The organism is Desulfobaculum sp. SPO524 (assembly GCF_044987625.1).
GTDB lineage: Bacteria > Desulfobacterota > Desulfovibrionia > Desulfovibrionales > Desulfovibrionaceae > Desulfobaculum.
Map to the genome: position 1 here is coordinate 969202 of NZ_JBJDSB010000001.1, position 19180 is coordinate 988381.

The 19180-nt window shown below is 62.5% G+C and carries 18 protein-coding genes; 4 read left to right on the forward strand and 14 right to left on the reverse strand.

The genetic code is table 11. The features are described 5' to 3' along the window. Positions 1-30 precede the first annotated feature (30 nt). Complete coding sequence (locus ACI3L3_RS04045) at positions 31-1338, reverse strand: phenylacetate--CoA ligase family protein (RefSeq protein ID WP_404843812.1); 1308 nt, start codon at positions 1336-1338, stop codon at positions 31-33. A 164-nt stretch (positions 1339-1502) separates the two neighbouring features. On the opposite strand from ACI3L3_RS04045, the gene ACI3L3_RS04050 reads away from it, so the two are divergent. Continuing rightward, positions 1503-2273, forward strand: coding sequence for a prepilin peptidase (locus ACI3L3_RS04050; protein WP_404843813.1), 771 nt, complete (start codon positions 1503-1505; stop codon positions 2271-2273). Between the two features lie 59 nt (positions 2274-2332). On the opposite strand, the gene trpA is transcribed toward ACI3L3_RS04050, so the two are convergent. The 13 genes from trpA to ACI3L3_RS04115 all read right to left on the reverse strand — a co-directional run bounded on the left by trpA (position 2333) and on the right by ACI3L3_RS04115 (position 14384). Then, positions 2333-3103 carry a tryptophan synthase subunit alpha gene (gene trpA / locus ACI3L3_RS04055; RefSeq protein ID WP_404843814.1) on the reverse strand — a complete coding sequence of 257 codons (771 nt, stop codon included), beginning with the start codon at positions 3101-3103 and terminating at the stop codon, positions 2333-2335. A gap of 44 nt (positions 3104-3147) precedes the next feature. Beyond that, positions 3148-4314 carry a tryptophan synthase subunit beta gene (gene trpB, locus ACI3L3_RS04060; RefSeq protein WP_404843815.1) on the reverse strand — a complete coding sequence of 389 codons (1167 nt, stop codon included), beginning with the start codon at positions 4312-4314 and terminating at the stop codon, positions 3148-3150. Between the two features lie 73 nt (positions 4315-4387). After that, the gene (locus ACI3L3_RS04065) at positions 4388-5017 is read right to left on the reverse strand and encodes a phosphoribosylanthranilate isomerase (RefSeq protein WP_404843816.1); all 630 of its coding nucleotides are present in this window, start codon (positions 5015-5017) and stop codon (positions 4388-4390) included. Further along, a complete protein-coding gene (locus ACI3L3_RS04070; protein ID WP_404843817.1) occupies positions 5014-5787 on the reverse strand; it encodes an indole-3-glycerol-phosphate synthase in 774 nt (257 codons plus the stop codon). Before ACI3L3_RS04070 ends, ACI3L3_RS04065 begins: the two co-directional genes overlap by 4 nt. Next, positions 5780-6775 (reverse strand): anthranilate phosphoribosyltransferase, encoded by a 996-nt coding sequence (trpD, locus tag ACI3L3_RS04075; RefSeq protein WP_404844117.1) that lies wholly within the window; start codon positions 6773-6775, stop codon positions 5780-5782. Before trpD ends, ACI3L3_RS04070 begins: the two co-directional genes overlap by 8 nt. A 38-nt stretch (positions 6776-6813) precedes the next feature. Then, a complete protein-coding gene (locus ACI3L3_RS04080) occupies positions 6814-7428 on the reverse strand; it encodes an anthranilate synthase component II (protein ID WP_404843818.1) in 615 nt (204 codons plus the stop codon). Further along, complete coding sequence (locus ACI3L3_RS04085) at positions 7412-8827, reverse strand: anthranilate synthase component I family protein (protein WP_404843819.1); 1416 nt, start codon at positions 8825-8827, stop codon at positions 7412-7414. The genes ACI3L3_RS04080 and ACI3L3_RS04085 overlap by 17 nt, the downstream gene beginning before the upstream one ends. 201 nt (positions 8828-9028) lie before the next feature. Next, a complete protein-coding gene (locus ACI3L3_RS04090; RefSeq protein WP_404843820.1) occupies positions 9029-9793 on the reverse strand; it encodes a prephenate dehydrogenase/arogenate dehydrogenase family protein in 765 nt (254 codons plus the stop codon). A gap of 11 nt (positions 9794-9804) precedes the next feature. Beyond that, positions 9805-11160 (reverse strand): 3-phosphoshikimate 1-carboxyvinyltransferase, encoded by a 1356-nt coding sequence (gene aroA, locus ACI3L3_RS04095; protein WP_404843821.1) that lies wholly within the window; start codon positions 11158-11160, stop codon positions 9805-9807. A 17-nt stretch (positions 11161-11177) separates the two neighbouring features. Next, entirely contained in the window at positions 11178-11402 is a 225-nt protein-coding gene (locus ACI3L3_RS04100) for a DUF2283 domain-containing protein (RefSeq protein WP_404843822.1), read from the reverse strand. Between the two features lie 35 nt (positions 11403-11437). Continuing rightward, positions 11438-12571, reverse strand: a complete 1134-nt coding sequence (pheA, locus tag ACI3L3_RS04105) for a prephenate dehydratase (RefSeq protein ID WP_404844118.1) — start codon at positions 12569-12571, stop codon at positions 11438-11440. Between the two features lie 2 nt (positions 12572-12573). After that, the gene (locus ACI3L3_RS04110) at positions 12574-13548 is read right to left on the reverse strand and encodes a 3-dehydroquinate synthase II family protein (RefSeq protein ID WP_404843823.1); all 975 of its coding nucleotides are present in this window, start codon (positions 13546-13548) and stop codon (positions 12574-12576) included. Between the two features lie 29 nt (positions 13549-13577). After that, positions 13578-14384, reverse strand: coding sequence for a 2-amino-3,7-dideoxy-D-threo-hept-6-ulosonate synthase (locus ACI3L3_RS04115; protein ID WP_404843824.1), 807 nt, complete (start codon positions 14382-14384; stop codon positions 13578-13580). Positions 14385-15530: 1146 nt separating this feature from the next. On the opposite strand from ACI3L3_RS04115, the gene ACI3L3_RS04120 reads away from it, so the two are divergent. The 3 genes from ACI3L3_RS04120 (at position 15531) to ACI3L3_RS04130 (ending at position 19162) form a co-directional block, all read left to right on the forward strand. Next, positions 15531-15929 (forward strand): RNHCP domain-containing protein, encoded by a 399-nt coding sequence (locus tag ACI3L3_RS04120; RefSeq protein ID WP_404843825.1) that lies wholly within the window; start codon positions 15531-15533, stop codon positions 15927-15929. Then, positions 15922-16998: a ribosome small subunit-dependent GTPase A gene (gene rsgA, locus ACI3L3_RS04125; RefSeq protein WP_404843826.1), complete on the forward strand. Its 1077-nt coding sequence runs from the start codon at positions 15922-15924 to the stop codon at positions 16996-16998. The genes ACI3L3_RS04120 and rsgA overlap by 8 nt, the downstream gene beginning before the upstream one ends. Before the next feature lie 781 nt (positions 16999-17779). Next, positions 17780-19162: an ammonium transporter gene (locus tag ACI3L3_RS04130; protein ID WP_404843827.1), complete on the forward strand. Its 1383-nt coding sequence runs from the start codon at positions 17780-17782 to the stop codon at positions 19160-19162. Positions 19163-19180 lie beyond the last annotated feature (18 nt).

Here is a 19180-nt window from a genome sequence, read left to right on the forward strand (position 1 = left end):
ACTTCGCAGCGTGGCAGAGCGCGACGCGCCCTACTCGGCGGCGCAGCCGTTTTCGCGGTCGTCAATGACGCGGCGGGTCTTGCCGAAGGAGCGCGGTAACGCGCCATGGTCCACCACCTGCACGGCCGCGCGGGCCATAAGCTGGCGGTGCAGCTCCTGCCCCACGGCGGTGGCGAGGGCTTCGTCGCCGCCACTGTGGGCGCCCTTGGCGCGCTCCACGGCAACGGTCATAAAGTCGCGCCCGTCGCGGCGGGCCAGCGTCACCTGATACTCCGAGGAGATGCCGTCAAAGTCGCCAAGGACCGCGGCAATCTGGCCGGGATAAATATTTACGCCGCGGAAGATGATCATATCATCACTGCGGCCCATAATCTTGTCATGCCGCGGCAGAGCAAGGCCACAGGAGCACTCGCCGGGGATGAGGCGCGTCAGGTCGTGCGTGCGGTAGCGGATGAGCGGCGCGGCCTCCTTGCGCAGGGTGGTGACCACCATCTCGCCCACCTCGCCGGGCTGGACAGGCTCCAGCGTTTCCGGGTCGAGGATTTCCACAATGTACATGTCCGCCCAGTAGTGGATGCCGTCGTGTGCGGCGCACTCCAGCCCCGCGCCGGGACCGTAAAGCTCCGTCATGCCCGAGATGTCAAAGCTGTCCTCAATGCCCAAGAGTTCCGTAAAGCGCTGGCGCATCTTGGGGGTATGCGTCTCGGAGCCGAAGATACAGGTCCGAAGGCGCAGGGAGTCGCGCAGGCCGTGCTTTTCCACTTCCTCGCCCATCAGCAGGGCCATGCTGGCCGTGGAGCACATGCAGGTGACGCCCATGTCCACCAGCAGTTGGAGCTGCATGTTCATGTTGCCCGGACCAACGGGGACAGCCATGGCGCCAAAATGCTCGGCTCCCAGCTGGAAGCCCGCCCCGGCGGTCCACAGGCCATACCCGGCGCAAATCTGGATGCGATCAAGCTCGGTGAGTCCGGCCAGCTCATAACAGCGGGCCATCATCTCCATCCAGTCGTTGACATCCTTCTGGGTATAGGTCAGCACCTTGCGTTTGCCGGTGGTGCCACTGGACGCATGCATGCGCACCACGTTGCGCTCCGGCACGGAAAGCAGCGGGAACGGGTACCCGTCGCGCAGGTCCTCCACGCTGGTACACGGCAGATGCCGCAAATCGTCCAGACTGCGGATGTCCTCCGGGCGGATTCCCGCGTCGCGGAATTTTGCGGCGTAGGCGTCACTGCCTGTTGCCGCGTGGCGCACGGTCCATTTCAGGCCATCCAACTGTATGGTCGCCAGCTCTTCCGGCGTGTAGTGTGGGAGAAAACGAGTGCTGCTTTGCATTGACCTTGCGGCTCCTTAACGCTGTAGATGTCCGGAAGATGGCGCCAGCGCCTTGTCCGAACCCTTGAAATTCATTACTGATTGCACATCACGCTTCCGGACCGGGGAACAATGCCCCAATTCCGAAGCCCCATCAACCCTTGCCGCCACATGGAAAACGCACCATGACGCAATATACAGCCGCATTCCACGGCCTTTCCCTTGTGCTGGGGCTTTGCCTCGGCAGTTTTTACAACGTGTGCATCCACAGAACCATCTCCGGCGAATCCGTTGCCAATCCGCCGCGCTCCAAGTGCCCACAATGCGGGCATTTCCTTGCGTGGTGGGAAAATATTCCCCTACTCAGCTACGCCCTTTTACTGGGCAAGTGCCGCTCGTGCCGCTGCCACATCAGCGCGCGCTATCCCCTTGTGGAGGGGCTGAGCGCCCTACTCGCCCTGGCCCTTGCCATCACCTTTGGCCCCGGCCCCAAGTGGGCGGCGTATATGGCCTTTAGCGGGCTGTTTATCGTTATCAGCTTCATTGACCTTGAGACCTACACCCTGCCCCTGCGGCCCATGCTCATCGGCTCGCTGGCCGCGCTGGGCCTTGCGCCAACGGTGCTTGGCGTGGACCTTGTGGACTCCATGCTGGGGGCTGTTGTCGGCGCGGGGCTTTTCTGGACGGTGAACGCCGTGTACACGCGCGTTCGCGGCGTGCAGGGGATGGGCGAGGGGGACGTGTATCTCATCTTCCTCATCGGCGCGCTGACCGGGCTGTCCATGCTGCCGCCCGTTATCATCATCAGCGCGGCAACCGCCGGCATTGTGGGCTTTATCGCCGCGCGCGGCGACGGGGACAAGCGCGAATCCGCCCTGCCCTACGGCCCGTTTCTGTGTCTTGCGGCCATCCTCGTCATTCTGTGGGGCGATGTGTACACCGCCCTTGTCGGATAGCGGCCCGCCCCGCGGGGCCTCCTGAGGAAGCCCCGCCGCGGCGGACCGAAACAGCGCGTCTAGGCGGTCCACGCGGCCATGAATTCGCTGGCCGTGCCGCCTTCGCGCAGGTGGGTAATCAGGGCGCTGCCAAAGACCACAGCGTCCAGATGCTCGCCCACGCCCGCAAGCTGGGACGGCTCCTTAATGCCGAAGCCCAGCGCCACGGGGATGTCAAAGCACGCCTTGGCCTCGGCCAGCTTCTCGCCAACCAGCGCCTGCACGTCCACCTGCCCGCCGGTGACGCCAAGCACGCTCACCACGTAGCAGAATCCGCCAAAGCCTTTGGTGTACAGCGCCATGCGCTCCGCCGAGGTATTCAGGCCAATAAGCGGCACCAGTTCGGCGTCTGTGTCCTTGAGGGCATGCAGCAGGTCTCCGGCTTCCTCAAAGGGCAGGTCCGGCACGATGAAGCCGTCCACACCGGCGGCCGACGCATCGGCGGCGAGGCGCTCGTAGCCGTACTGGTAAAAGGGATTGGTGTAGCCCATAAGCAGGACCGCGGCGTCAATGTCCGCGCGGTGCTTTGGCAGCTCACGCAAAATCCACTCCAGCGTCACGCCGCGTTCAATGCATTCCAGCGCGGCCTGCTCCACCACCGGGCCATCGGCCACGGGGTCGGAAAAGGGCACGCCAATTTCAATAACATCCGCTCCGGCCGTGCTCAGTTCCTTGAGGATGTCAAAGAATGCCTCAAGGCTGGGAAACCCTGCCGGAAGATACGCGATGAGGCCCTTGCGCCCCGCCTCGTTTGCCTGCCGTATGCGACTCGTCAAATTCGATGCAGCCATATCATTCTCCACGGCGGCCAGTGCCGCCTGCATGCTGTTGCGTCTTAGAGGTCCAGTTCCGCGATGATGCCAAGGTCCTTGTCGCCGCGTCCGGAAAGGTTCACCACCACATTGCTGCCTGGCTCAAATACATCGATGTTCTCCAGCACGTACGCCAGCGCGTGGGAGGATTCCAGGGCGGGGATGATGCCTTCCTTGCGGCACAGGGCGCGGAAGGCGCCAAGGGCCTGATCGTCGGTCACGCTCACGTATTCCGCACGGCCCGAGGTCTCCAGATGCACGTGCTCCGGCCCAACGCCCGGATAGTCCAGCCCCGGCGCAACAGAGTGCGAGGGCATAATCTGGCCGTCCGGCGTCTGAAGCAGGCGGCTCTTGGCCCCATGCAGCACGCCTTCGGTGCCCTTGGTGATGCTGGCGGAATGGTAGCAGTCCGGCGTGCCCTCGCCCGCGGCCTCGACGCCCACAAGGCGCACCTCGCGGTCCTCAAGAAAGGGATGGAAGATGCCGATGGCGTTGGAGCCGCCGCCCACACAGGCGACAATGGCGTCCGGCAAACCGCCGAATTTCTCCACGCTCTGCTGGCGCGTCTCGTGCCCGATCACGGTCTGAAAGTCGCGCACCAGCTCCGGGAAGGGGTGCGGCCCAACAACGGAGCCAAGGCAGTAGTGCGTGGTCCCCTGCTCCGCAATCCAGTGGCGCAGGGCGGCGTTGGTGGCGTCCTTGAGGGTTTTGGTGCCGGAGTGCACCGGGCGCACCTCCGCGCCGAGCAGCTCCATGCGCCGCACGTTGTGCGCCTGCCGCTCCACGTCCGTGGCGCCCATGTACACAACGCATTCAAGGCCGAGGGCGGCCGCCGCCGTGGCCGTCGCCACGCCGTGCTGCCCCGCGCCGGTCTCCGCCAGCAGGATGGGCTTGCCCATGTGCTTGGCGAGCAGCGCCTGCCCCATGGTGTTGTTGATTTTATGCGCGCCGGTGTGGGCGAGGTCCTCACGCTTGAGCCAGATATTGAAGCCCACCTCCTGCGACAGGGTGCGGCACAGGGTCAGCGGCGTGGCGCGGCCCACATAGTCCGAAAGCAGTTGGGCATAGTCCGTCAAAAAATTGCGGGACCGGACAATGCGCGCCATGGCCTCCTCAAGTTCCTCCAGCGGGGGCATGAGGAGCTCCGGCACAAACTGACCGCCGAAGGCTCCGTAGTATCCTTTCTGCATATCTCTGTGGCCTCCAACTCCGCCACACGGCGGAGGATTGAGTGTTCTTCTCGTTGTCGTTGTCACAAACGGTTTACGCGCCGCGCAGGAGCGCCAGCGCCTGCCCCACAAGGACCTCGTCCTTGCGTCCGGGCGCGGACTCCACGCCGGAATTGAGGTCAACGCCGTCCGGCGCGCACTGCTCCAGCGCCGCGGGCAGCGTCTGGGGCGACAGCCCCCCGGCAAGGAGCCACGGCGTTGGACTGCGCAATCCGGCCAACCCCGCAAAATCAAGGGTCCGGCCATGGCCGCCGCCGGCGATTCCGGCGTCCAGCAAGGCAAGGGCCATGGCGCCATCAAAGGCGGCAAGCTCCGCCTCCAGCCCGGCGCGGCGAGCATGGACCTCCGGGCGGAACACGCGCATAACGCGCTGCGGCCCAATGGCCATGCACGCCGCGCGGTCGTGGTCTCCGGCCAGTTGGGCAATATCCAGCCCGGCGCGGGCCATGATGTCTTGCACTTCGCCTACGCCCTGCGAGACAAACACGCCAACGCGCACCACGCCCGGCGTGCGGATGGCCGCCGCGTCCTCCGGGGCGATATTACGGGGGCTTGCCGGATGGAAAATAAAGCCCAACATACCCGCGCCATGACGGATGCACATGTCGGCGTCCGCCTGCCGCGTCATGCCGCAGACCTTCACCCGAAAGCGCGCGCCGCTCATGATGCGCCCCCCGTGGTCAGCCGCCGCAGCGCGCCCGCCGGGTCGCCGCCCTCCATAAGGAAGGTGCCCACCAAAACGGCGTCATACCCCAGCCCGGCCAGCTCGCTGACCTGCGCATGGGTGGTGATGCCGCTGGCGCTAACCCACAACTCGCCGGACTGCTTGCGCTCAATGAGCGTGCGGGAGGTTTGCACGTCCACGTCCAAGGTGTCCAGGTCGCGGTTATTCACCTGAATAAGGCGCGCGCCTGCGGTGCGGGCGCGGGCAAGGTCGTCCGCGTCAAAGACCTCGGTCACGGGCGTCAGGCGCAGGTCGCGGCACAGGGTCAAGAGTTCCGCCAGCCGGTCAACATCCACCATCCGCGCAATGAGCAATACGGCGGACGCGGGCGTGGCCGCCGTCTGCACCAGTTGCAGGGGATGCAGGATGAAGTCCTTGCGCAGGAGCGGCAGTCCGCTGGCGCAGGCCTCGCCCAAAAACTCCAGCTTGCCACGGAAGTGGTCGGCCTCCGTCAGCACGGACATGGCCGCCGCGCCGCCACGGGCGTAGGCATCGGCCACATCCCGCGCGCGCAGGTGCGGGGCAATGTCTCCCCGGCTGGGAGAGGCGCGCTTGTATTCAGCAATAATCGCCCCCGGACCGTGCTGGACAAGACGCTCCACAAAGGGCGGACGCGGCCCGGCATAGGGCGCGGGCAATGCGCCGCGCGCCTGCATGTCCTCAAGGGCGGCTATCTCCGCCGCCTTGGCATTGGCAAACCGCTCAAGCATTGATCAACGTCTCCCCGGCCCCGGACGCCAGCGCCTCACGCGCGGTGTCCATGGCCTCGCTGAGGGTGTAGTCGTCCTCCAGCAGGAACAGGCACATGCCCAGATTCAGCGCCGTCATCTCGCGCATGGCGATGGGACCGCGACCGGCCAGCACCTCGCGCAGGGCGTCCACGGCTTCCTCGCGCCCGCGTACGGCCACGGCCTCGGGCGCATGCAGGGCAAAGCCAAGGTCGCGCGGGTCAAGGCGCTCCTCGCGCAGCCAGCCGTCGCGCACCTGCACAATATCATTCACGCCAAAGGGGGTGAGTTCATCAAACCCGCCAGCGCCGTGCACCACCGCCGCGCGCGTCACGCCGGTATTCGCCAGCACCGTCGCCATCCGCAGCACAAATTCCGGCATGGCCACACCCAGCAGTTGATGCGTCGGCCGCGCGGGGTTCAGCAGCGGGCCCAGCAGGTTAAAGAGCGTGCGGCAGCCAATTTCCTTGCGCACCGGCATCACATGCTTGAACGCCGGATGGTAGCCCGGCGCAAACAGAAAGGCGAAATGCCGCTCCGCAAGCTCCCCGGCCACGGCGTCCGGCTCCGTGGTCAGCGACAGCCCAAGGGCCTCCAGCGCGTCAGCGCTGCCGCAGGTGCTGGAGACGGAACGGTTGCCGTGCTTGACCACGTCGTACCCCATGCCCGCGAGGGTCAGCGCCACCGCCGTGGAGCAGTTGAAACTGCACTGCCCGTCGCCGCCCGTGCCGCAGGTGTCGATGCGCTTGCCGGTCAGCCCCGGCACCAGCCGCGCCTGCTCAAGGGCCGCGCGCACCGCCGCCGTCAGCTCAAGGGACGTCTCGCCCTTGGTCTTGAGGCCCATGAGGAACGACCCGGCCTGCGCCGGCGTCATGCTGCCATCCATCAGGCGGCGGAAGCTCTCCTCGGCCATCTCTTGCGGCAAATCCTTATGAAACGCCAGAAGTTCCAACACTTCGGCCATGTGCATCCCTGTCATATTTCCCTTCCTTCTGCGAATAACGTTCGTTACGCACCGGCGCGCGCCGCGTGCTGTGTGTTGACAAGCCCCTCGGGAAACCGCGCCAGCAGCGCCAGCCCTTCCGGAGTGAGCATGGATTCGGGATGGAACTGCACGCCCACCCACGGCCTGTCCACATAGCGGATGCCCATAACCTCGCCCATCTCCGTGCGCGCGGTGACCACCAGCCGCCGTTTGGCCTCTTCCGAGGCGTTTTCCACATCCACAATCAGGGAGTGGTAGCGGCCGACCGTCACCGGACTTGGCATATCCGCAAACAGCCCTTGGCCGTCGTGGGTAATGTCCGACACCTTGCCGTGCATGATGCGCCCTGCCTGCACCACAGGCGCGCCGGCAAACTCGCCCAGCACCTGATGCCCAAGGCACACCCCAAGCACCGGCACTGACGGGTCAAGACGCCCGAGGAATTCAAGGCACAGCCCGGCATTGGCAGGGCAACTCGGCCCCGGCGACAGGCACACACTGGTCACCTCGCCGCTGTCCGCCAGTTCAAGGACGTGGGGGTCGTCGTTCTTCAGGACAAGGGGCGCACGCCCCAGCCGCTGGAACGCCTGCACCAGATTGAAGGTGAAGGAATCGTAGTTATCAATCAGCAAGAACATCGCCGCCTCCGCGTCCTTTGAGTATCTCTCCCAATACGCGCGCCTTGTTGGCGCACTCCTCCCATTCGCGCTCCGGGTCGGAATCGAACACGATGCCCGCCCCGGCCTGCCAATGCAGGGTGCCGTCGCGCACCCACATGCTGCGGATGGTGATGCCCGTGTCCATGTCCACACGCCCCTTGTCGAGGCCAACCCAGCCGATGGCACCGGCGTACGGTCCGCGCGCTTGCGGCTCCATGTCCGCGATGATTTCCATGGCCCGCACCTTGGGCGCGCCGGAGACCGTGCCCGCCGGAAATGCCGACGCCAACACGTCGAGGGCGTCCAGCCCCTCGCGAAGGCGCGCGCTCACATACGAGGTCAGGTGCATCACGTGGGAAAAGCGCTCCACCTGCATGAAGGAATCCACGCTCACGCTCCCGGCCGTGGCGATGCGGCCAAGGTCGTTGCGGCCAAGGTCCACCAGCATCACGTGCTCGGCGCGCTCCTTGGGGTCGGCAAGAAGCTCTTCGGCCAGCGCAGCGTCCTCGGCGGGCGTCGCCCCGCGCTTCCGCGTTCCGGCGATGGGACAGGTGGTAAGCTCCCCGTCGTCGCACCGCACCAGCAGTTCCGGCGACGAGCCAAACAGTTCAATGCCCGGCAACCGCATAAAGAAGAGATACGGCGAAGGGTTCACCTGCCGCAGGCGGCGGTACAGCACAAAGGCGTCGCCCGAAAACGGCGCGGAAAAGCGCGTGGACAGCACCGTCTGGATGCATTCGCCCTGTTTGATGAGGTCTATGGTGCGCTCCACACTGCGCATATAGTCGCGCTTGCCGGGGTGCACGCTGGTTTCGCCGATGTCCGGATTCACGGCGGCGCGGGCCACGGCCTTCATATCCACCTGCGGCTTCACGCCAGGATTCAGCGTCAGCAAGCACAGGCGGCTGCGCAGGTGGTCAAAAATCGCCACGTTGCCGGGCAGGACAAGGCAGGCCTCGGCGTCCTCGGGGTGCAGGACCTCGGCGAGCTTGGGCTCAAACATGCCCGCCGCGCCGTAGCCGAAGTAGCCCACCAGCCCGCGCGTGATGGCTGGCAGGTCCTCAAAGCCCTCCTCCGGCGTGATTTCAATGCGGCGCATGGCCTCGCGTACGCCGTCCATGTAGGGCATGTCCGCCAGCTCGCGCAGCGGCTCAAAGCGCGGGTCACGCACGCCAATTTTCAGCTTGCCGCCGTCGCAGGACAGACGCAGGGCAAAATTCCACGCCACAATGCTGTAGCGCCCGTGGCGGCCGTCCACCTGCGCGCTCTCCAGCAGGATGCCCTGCCGCTGCCCCACCAACCCGAGGAAAAGGCTGATTGGGGTCTGTATGTCCGCAGGCATCCATTTGCCGTGCTGCCGTACCGATATGCTGCTCATGCTGTCCTCCGCGAGTGCTGCGGTCTTGAAGTTCTGCATTGGCGGGTGGTCCCCCGCCCCATTCTACCCGATATTCGCATCCATCACACGGCGGCCCCGCCCAGCGCATCCACCCCCGGCGCGGCATGAAAAAAGGCCGCATCCCGGAGGGGGGATGCGGCCTTTTTCTGGTGGTGCGCCGTTATGACGGCTGGCAAAAGGTTACACGTCTCCCCCAAGGGTATCACGACGCCACCACCAATTGGCCCGCTCGGCCAGCAGTTCAATGTCGCCACCAGCGGCGATGTTGAGCATGGAACGGAACGCGCGCACGCTTTCCTGCGTGTGCGGATTCACGTCCATAAGACCGCAGAACAGCTCGGCGTCCTCGGTCAGCATTTTGCGGGCGGCATCAAGGCGGCGGTTAAAGGAGGGGGTGATGAATTTTTCCAGTTCCTCGCGTCCGGCCAGCGCCGCAAAGTACGACACCGTGGTCACGAAATTGAGGCCCTGAATGGCGGCCATGGCGCTGTCGTGCTCGTCCACCGTGGTCATGAAGGAATCAAAGCCCATGCGGGCAAAGCAGGCCTGCACCGCATCGCGCGCGGCGTCGTCCCGGCCACCGGCCACGGCCACGCGCCGGTCATCCGCGCTGGGCGCGGGGCCAAAGAGCGGGTGCGTTCCCACAACGGGACCGTCATAGACGGCCATCATGGCCGCCACGGGGGCCACCTTCACGGAGCAGATGTCCGCCAGAATCTGCGGCGGCGTCATCACGGACGCGCACAGCGCGGCGACCTCCTGCATGGCGGAGGCAGGAACCGCCAACAGCACAAGGTCCGCACCGCGCGCGGCTTCGGCCACGGCAGAGCGGGACAGCGGCCTGTCCACGCCGCGCACGCCAAGTCCACACGACTCGGCCCGCTGCATGAACAGCTGTCCCATTCGGCCCTGACTGCCGACGACAAGGAGGCTTTCTATCTGCATACCGTTCATTCTCACTCAGCGCGGCCCGCCACCACATGGCGGACAGCAGCCCATTCGTCCCAGAAACCGGGAAAAGATTTGGAAACGCACTCCGGTGTATCAAAGTGCGGCACAACGCCGGAAAGCTCCAGCACGGACAGACTCATGGGAATGCGGTGGTCGCCGTAGGTGGCAAGGTCCACCGCGCCGGGGCGGATGGGAGCCGGATCAATGATGAGGCCGTCATCCGTGGTCGTCACCTTGGCGCCCACTTTGGCCAGCTCCGTGGCCGTGGCGTCAAGGCGGTCGCATTCCTTAATGCGCAGATGCGCCGCGCCGGTAATGACGGTCCGCGACGTGGCGTGGGCCGCCACAACCGCCACCGTCGGCACGATGTCCGGGCACGAGCCCATGTCCACCGTCACCCCGCGCAGGCCGCCGGACACCGGCGGCGCAACCAGCACGCCGTCCTCGGACCACGTGATGCGCGCGCCCATCAGGCCAAGGATGTCCAACATGGCGCGGTCGCCCTGCAGGGAATCCATACGCAGGCCGCTCACCTGAACAGGATGCGGCCCGACAGCCCCCGCCGCAAGAAAGTACGACGCGTTGCTCCAGTCGCCCTCCACGGCGTAGTCGCCGCTGACATAGGCGCCCGGCTGCACCACAAAGCGCACATGGCCGGGGCGTGCGGCGTCCATATCCCGCCAGTCGGTATCGGCCCATTGGCCGCCTTGGCTGCGGGTCTGCACGCGCACATCAATGCCGAAGTCGTCCAGAATCTGCAGCGTCAGTGCCACATACGGCCACGACACGACCTTTTCGCCGCCAAGGGCGACGGTTGTCGTCTCGCGGGCGCACGCAGCGGCCAGCAGCACGCCGGAGAGGTACTGACTGCTCTCCCCGGCATCAACAGTGACCGCGCCGCCCGGAAAGCCCGAGGCGGAGAGAACGAACGGCGGAAACCCCTTTTTCCCTTCCCAAACGAACTGCGCGCCGAGGTCTTCAAGCACATTCGCAAGCGCACCGATTGGGCGCTCGTGCATGCGGGGCGCTCCGTGGAGGCGAAAGCGCCCTCTGCCCGCCGCGACAACACCAGTCATCAAACGGCAGGTCGTGCCCGATTCGTGTACGTTCAAGTTCGCCGGTTCGTTCTCCCCGCCACGGGGCAGGCCTGAAACCCCATCCACGACGACAGTGTCGCCACGGCGTTCGATGGTCGCCCCGCAGGCGCGCAGGCAGTCCATCGTCCGGTCGAGGTCCACGCTATCCAAAACCCCGGTCAGCCGACTCTGTCCCTGCGCCAACGCCGCTGCGATGACGGCGCGGTGCGACATGGACTTGCTGGCCGGAGCCTTGACTCGGACGGTGGCATGAGAAATATGCATGGATGGATTCTCCAACGTTACAGAAGGCGCATGCCGTGCACGCTGCGCCCATTCATGGCAATGTCCACACTGCGTGGATTGTCTATCTTGCGCGAAGCGTCGCGGATTTCCAGATTCACCAGCGTTCCGTCCCCGCCATAGCCCAGCACCACGCCGGGCTTTTCATGGTCGCACCGGCGGACCGGCGTTCCGGAGAGGACGATACGCAGCACGTCCTTCTGTTCGTCGTAGTTGACCTTCATTCCCTTGTTCTCCCTTTGCGAAATGCGAATATTTTTTACGGAGCGTCCGACCCGGGTTGCGAGGAGACGTCAAAGGACTCTCCCTCCGGGTAGCACCCCAGAATGCGCATGGTGGTTGAGCGCTCTTCCACTTCCGTCAAGACATGGGCAAAGTCGCTGCGTTCCAAATCGCACTGCGCATCCACAAAAAACACATACTTCCATTTTTCGCCCCGCATGGGGCGCGATTCCAACTTTTTCATATTCACGCCGTAGCGGGTGAACACATCCAGCACGCCGGACAGCGCGCCGGGCTTATCCGGCAGGGTGAAGAGGAGCGACGTTTTGTCGCGTCCTTCGCCCGTCTCCTGCCCCTGACCAATCACCACAAAGCGTGTCCAGTTATCCGGCAGGTCCTCAATGCCCTCGACCAAAACGTTCAGGTCGAAGATATCACCGAGGCGCTTATGGCCGATGGCCACGGCCTCCGGGTCGTCCTGCACGCGGGATGCGGCAGCGGCCGTGCTTTCCACAGGCACCAGCACCGCGTTTGGCAGATTGCCGCGCAACCAGCGCGCGCACTGGGCAAGGGGCTGCGGGTGCGAGTACACCCGCTTCACGTCGCCCAGCTTTTGCGCCGCGCCCAGCACGCTGTGGCTGATTTTGCAGTACAGCTCGCTCTGGATGCGCACGTCAAAGCGCAGGAACAAATCAAGGCTCTGGCCCACGGTGCCATGGAGGGAGTTCTCCAGCGGCACAACGCCAAGGCCGCATTCGCCCGAGTTCACCGCCCGGAACACGCCCTCAAGGTCCTGCTGGGGCATGTAGTCCGCGCTGTGGCCCAAAAATTCAATGCCCGCAAAGTACGAGAACGTGCCCTCGGGGCCGAGGTAGGCCACCCGCTGCGGATGCTGAAGCCGGCGGCTGGACGAAAAAATCTCGCGGTAGATGGCGCGCAGGTGGCGTTCCGGCAGGGCGTCGGCATGCACCAGCAGTCGCTCCATGACCTGCAGCTCCCGCAGGGGCTTGAACACGCAGTCGCCAGAGCCCTGCTTAATCTGCCCAACCTCCAGCGAGCACCCCGCCCGGCGGTTGAGCAGCGCCACAAGCGCTTCGTCTATGGCGTCGATTTCGCGGCGGAGTTCGCCAAGGCGCTCCTTCGCGCCGCTCTTCTCCATGGCGTCGCCCATCATCAGCCTTCCTTGATCTCTTCCTGAATGCGCATGCCGAAATGGCGGCCCGCCGCGTCCGTCCGAACAAGGATTTCATCACCCGGGGCCAGCTCCACCACGGAAACAGGGCTTCCGTCCGGGCGCACCACGCGGATGGTCTCCGCGTTCTGGAGAAAGATTTTGCCCTCTGCGCCGGCCTTGGTTCGCGCCGTAACCAGCAGCATGGGGCGGACTTCAACCTTCACCCGGCCCACCGTGGCAAGGGAGGTATTGCCGGAGGCGTCCACCACCAGCACCTGCGACCCCGCCTGCAGCTCTTCAAGGTAATTGGTCTTGTCGCCGGGCATGGCGGCATAGGCATGCACCGCACCGGCATTCACACGGAAGGGACGCGCCGCCACATACGGGTTGGACTCCGTCTCCGCATGCACCAGCACGGTAAAGGCGCTGGAATTGCCGACCAGCATGCCTTGGCCGGTCTTCAGCATGCTCAGGGTATCCACACACACGCGGTGCCCAAGGCCCGCCTGCTCCACTGCCGTGACCGTGGCGGTCTCAAGCTCCAACGTGCCTTGGCTCAATTTCAGCTCCCCGACAATGGCCTTCAAATCCGCCGCCGCCTCGGGCAGCACAACAAGGAAATCCACGCCGCGCTCCAGGATGCCCGCAGCCAGAATCGCCCGGTCATAGGAGGCCACTTCCACGCCAAGGCCCTGCCCCTGCGCCAAAAGGTTTTCCACAGGGATGATTTCCCATCCCTCGCGAAGGATAACGTTTTTCCCCGCCGTAAGGGCCTTTGCCGCCTTCTCCTCGTCCTCTTTTCCACCTAGGGCAACGGTGGTGAAATCGCCGGGAGTGTGCACGGCCGTCTTGGCCAGCGCGCGGACCGCTTCCGCGTCCTTTTTCTCCACGATAACGCCGTCTACGCCGGATTCCAGAGCCAGAGTCACGAAGTGCTTGTCGAAGGGGATGGCTTGTACAAAAATCTGTTTCATTGCTCGCTTCCGCTGTGGTTTTGCCGGTTCTAGTCCAGTTTCTCGCCCATGAATTCAACGGCCTGATCAAGGTCCCAGTCCTGATGGACGATGCCGTTCAGCGCCTTGAGCAAGCGGGAGACGTCCCGATGCTGGAAGACGTTGCGGCCAACGGACAGCCCAGCGCCGCCCGCCTGAATGCTGTCGTGTACCATACGCAGAAGGTCCGTGGTGTTGTCCAGCTTCGGACCACCGGCAATCACCACCGGAATGCAGCACGATTCCACAACAGTGGCGTAGCTCTCCACATCGCCGGTGTAGGCGACCTTGACGACATCGGCACCAAGCTCTTCGCCCACACGGGCGCAGTGGCGAACCATCTCCGGAGCAAATTCGTTTTCAATCTGCGGGCCGCGGGCGTACATCATCGCCAGCACCGGCATGCCCCACTCTGCGGCTTTCGAGGTCACCTCGCCAAGGGAGTGCAGCATATGGCGCTCCGTCTCATCGCCAAGGTTCACATGCACGGATACCGCGTCCGCACCCAATTTCAGCGCGTCCTCAACCGACCCCACAAGGGTTTTGGCATTCGGCGTCGGACACAACGACGTGCTGGCAGAAAGATGAATGATCAGGCCAATGTCTCGTCCCGCACCACGGTGCGTGCAGCGTGGCAGCCCCTTGTGCATCAAAACGGCGTTCGCGCCGCCTTCCGCAATCTGATTTACGGTGCCCTTGAGGTCGACAAGGCCGTAAATGGGGCCAACACTCACCCCGTGGTCCATGGGAACCACGATGGTACGTCCCGTGTTGCGGTTGAACATTCGTTCCAGCCGGATGGCTTTGCCAAGCATCATTGTCTTATCTCCACTGTGTTGCGCTCCATCTGCGCCGACACCAGCCTGCACAAGCCCGAAATTGCATAAAAAAGGGCCGCAGGCTGATGCCTGCGGCCCCGATGAAAGCTGGTTTTTCCCCGTGCTATAAACCCTTCCACCCCTGACCGCAGGCCCGCATAAAATACATAAAGAACAGCCAGAAATACATCAGGCCGGTCATGGTGAAGCGGGTGGTGGTAGCGGTGGTGGTGTTGCACATGCGAAAAGTGTTACGCCCACTTTTGCCGCTGTGTCAAGCGGTTTGGATGTTTCAATCCTGTGACGCCCCGTCACAGCACCCTCCCCCGCCCCCATATAACGCGTGCGCGTCACTGCACCACCACATGCAACAGCATTTTTTGCATCGCTGCCCTGCGCGCCACTGTGTTGTACAGGGGGGCGCCCAATGCGGTGCCCTAGGATGGGCCGGATCGTTACGCCGCGGTCAAGAGGATAGCTCCGCTGGCTCAAGGGCGTTGCCCTTGAGAATCCCAATATGGGGACGGAGATAAGGGTGGGGTGGGGATGGCGGGTGCGTTGAACGATGGGGCGGGAGCGGAGGTGATTCCGCAGGGAGGCACCCGTGCGGTTCTGCAACTGAGGAACCCACACCAGCTCGCCATGGGCGAGCAACGGGACCGCAACACTTCTTCAATGCAGGCCAGATGCCGCGAAGGACGAAGCACACCAGCATCCATTTCGTGACGGCAATCAGCCATTGACAAATGCGCCATTCACTGCATATGTGCATGGCATCAATTCAAAGGAGCTTTGATGTTTACAAATGTAAAAAGGGTGTTCCTGTTTTAGGAATGCGCTTGAAAAGCTTCCTCATGAGAGAACGTTCTCATGAGGGCTTGCTGCTTTTTATACCCACTTTCTTCCGCATCCCGCAAAACAGGGCACCCCTGCCCCATATTGTCATTACCCCGATACGTTAATTTGTAGCGGCTTTCTATAAGCACGCTCTTGGTTTGTGCTGTGCGCAAGCAGACGACTTATGGACATCCAACTGGATTCCATGAGTTCATTGTGCCGTGCGCTGTTATCGGCAAATCAGGAGACAGGCTTCACAAGCGGCTGCAAAGACTGGTAAATACAATGTGTATTTGCAGGAGCAGAGTCATGTCCCGACAGCGGAAAACCATACACTTTGATACAAACCCATTTATATGTGAGCATTGCGGTCTCACAGTCCCCTCGCCATTAAGCGGAACGAAAAATCGAAACCATTGTTGCCACTGCCTGCACAGCAAGCACGTGGACATGAAAATTGGTGATCGTCGTTCCGGTTGTCGAGGCACCATGGAGCCAATCGCTTTGTGGGTTAAGGACAACGGGGAGTGCGCTGTTATACACCAGTGCCAAAAATGCGGCTTTATCCGCACCAACCGCATTGCCTGCGACGACAATGAGGTCGTACTGTTTACGCTGGCAGCACGCCTGATTACGCAATTGCCGTTCCCGGCCAGAGTCGCTTTGGACAAAATTGAACGTCAACACATGGGTGGCGAACATGTTTAGTATGCAAGAACTCGGTTGGAATCCGTTTTTCGAAGACCAGCTTCAGCCATACAAACATCAAGGATTCAATGTTGGTCGCGTTGTAAAGGAATCACGCCACCAGTACAGGATATACACACCGCAAGGCGTCGTGAACGGAGACGTCTCAGGCCATTTTCAGTACACCGCCATCAACCGGGCTGATTACCCCACTGTGGGTGATTGGGTCGTTATTCGACAGTGCGATGATTACGCCCAGATCGAGAAGGTTCTGACACGGGCCAGCGCATTTTCTCGCAACAGAGCAGGCTCGGAAACGCAGGAACAGGTAATTGCAGCGAACATTGATTATCTCTGTATCGTCTGCGGCCTTGATGGCGGCAGGAACTTCAATCTCCGGGGCGTTGAGCGATATATTGCGATGACCATGGAAGGCGGCGCAAAGCCGATTATCGTCCTCAACAAGGCAGACCTTTGCGCCGACAAGGACCTCGCCCTGCTTCAAGCCCAGAGTGTCGCGGAGGACCTCCCTATCCACGTGGTGAGTGCCATGACCCATGAAGGGCTTGAGACATTCTCAACGAGCTTTCATCCCGGCTCTACCATTGCTTTCACCGGACATTCCGGTGTGGGCAAGTCCTCGCTGATCAACGCTCTTTTGGGAAGAAGCGCATTGAAAACCGGTTCGCTGCGTGAAAGCGACTTGAGGGGAAAGCATACAACATCCCACAAGGAGCTGTTCTTTCTGGAAAGCGGAGCCATGGTGATCGACACACCCGGCATGCGCGAGCTTCAGCTTTGGGGAAGTCGGCAGAGCCTAGACGACACCTACGGCGAGATTCATGAAGCTGCCAAGCGGTGCCGTTTCAATGACTGCACCCACCAAAATGAACCCGGTTGCGCCGTGCGGGAACTGCTCATCGACGGCTCTTTGGAGATGGAGCGCTATGAAAACTATTTGGATATGCGCTCCGAGCTTCACTTCCTTGAAAGCAAAGTGAATGAAAAAAAGAATCATGAGAGGAAGGCAAAAGAAAAAGCCCTTTCGAAATTGATTCGGAAATCGCAAAAGAACGACAAAAGGCAATAAGGCAACACACTAAGGCTTATTGCCACAACACAAAAGGGTGATTCGCTTTCAGCGAAGTCACCCTTTTTTATGTGCCCTAGGATGGACCGGGTCGTTACGCCGGAGTCAAGAGGATAGCTCCGCTGACTTGAGCTCTTCGTCCGTTCGCCCTGAAAGGGCGAAGGGGCTTAGAGATCAAGACAGCAACGCTGCGCAAGGGCTTTGCCCTTGAGAATCCCAATATTGGGGTGGGGAGCGGTGGTGGGATGGAATGCCGGGGATTCAGTCGTCGCAGGAGGACAGGAGGGATGGAGGCACATGGACGCTTTAGGTCAAAGCCTACTGACGCGACGGTACTTTTCTCTATACAGCGCCATCTCTTTCAGGCCGCGTCAGCACCCCCGCTTCGCAGCGCCTCTCCATGTGGCGAAGACAGAACGCGATACAAAACAAAACACCCCCACTCCCCCACCAGCCCCGGCGCACCGTTTTCACGAAATTCTGACATTTCAGGCTGCCATTTTGTCGGAGAGGTAGACTTTTCTTGTATTTTCGGAGTGTTATTTAAAAACGCTAAATTGACGTTTTTGTAACTTTACGCACAGTGTATATATGCTTTTTTTGTTAATTTATACCAAGGTTATCATCTTGCGCTCTCCGGGGGTATCCAACAATTCCCATTATTCCAGGGTGTTACCATGTTTGGCCCAAGCCTTGCTTTAGCAGAAATGTCGCGCCCCGATTCTGTGGGGCGGAATTTCCGCAAATGGTGTCGCAAGCGGCGCCGAAAAGGAGGTCTCTCATGTCTGTGTTCTGGCTCAGTCCCAAGCGTCCCTTATCGCTCCCCTTTGCGGGTGCGCTCACACTGGCCGTCATCGCCACCACTCCCGTTGCCGCCTTTGCGGCAGAGTCACAGGCCATGCTGAGTCAGGATAACGCCAACATTCTGTGGACGCTGCTCGCCGCTATCCTCGTCATGTTCATGCAGGCTGGGTTTGCCATGGTCGAGACCGGTTTCACCCGCGCAAAGAATGCGGGCAACATCATCATGAAAAACTTTTTGGACTTCTCCGTCGGGTCCGTCGCCTTCTTCCTCTTCGGCTTCGCGCTGATGTTCGGCGACAGCATCGGGTCCATGATTGGTGGCAGCGGCTTCGGCCTTATGGGCGTCGACGCCACCACGCCAGACGGCATGTGGACGCTGACCTTCTGGTTCTTCCAGAGCGTGTTTGCCGCCACCGCCGCAACCATCGTGTCCGGTGGCGTGGCCGAACGCACCAAGTTCTCGGCCTACATCGTCGTCAGCATGGTTGTCACGGGTCTTATCTACCCCATCTCCGGGCACTGGTGCTGGGGCGGCCTGTGGGGCGGGTCCGGTGGATGGCTTGAAAGCATGGGCTTTGCGGACTTTGCCGGCTCCACCGTTGTGCACTCCGTTGGTGGCTGGATAGCCCTTGCCGGCGCCATGGCCGTCGGCCCCCGTGTGGGCAAATACGGCGCGGATGGACAGGCCTACGCCCTGCCCGGTCACAACATGCCCCTCGCGGCCCTTGGCGTCTTCATCCTGTGGTTTGGCTGGTTCGGCTTTAACCCCGGCTCCACCACCACCGCCGACGGGACTATCGGCTACATCGCCGTCAACACGTCCCTCGCCGCTGCTGCCGGCACACTCGGCGCCATGATCACCGCATGGCTGCGCTTCGGTCACCCCGAACCGTCCATGACCATGAACGGCGCGCTGGCCGGACTCGTCGCCATCACGGCAGGCTGTTACGAACTCTCCCCCATGGGAGCACTTCTCACCGGTTTCGGCGGCGGCATCTTGGTTGTCCTGTCCGTCCTGTTCATTGACACGGTCCTCAAGGTGGACGACCCGGTGGGCGCTATCTCCGTGCACGGCGTCTGCGGCGCATACGGCACATTGATGGTCGGCCTCATGGCCGCCCCCGGCTACGGCGACATCACCGGCCTCTTCTACGGCGGCGGATTCACGCAGCTGGGAATTCAGGCCCTCGGCGTTGCCTCCGTGTTCGGCTGGGCCTTCGGTACGGGCGTCGTCACCTTCGCCGCAGTCAAAGCCTTCATGGGCCTGCGCGTTGAAGAAAACGAAGAGCTCCGAGGCCTCGATATCGCCGAGCATGGCGTGGAATCCTACAACGGCTTCCAGATCTTCACCACCGAATAACCGCCGCCGGAGAAAAGC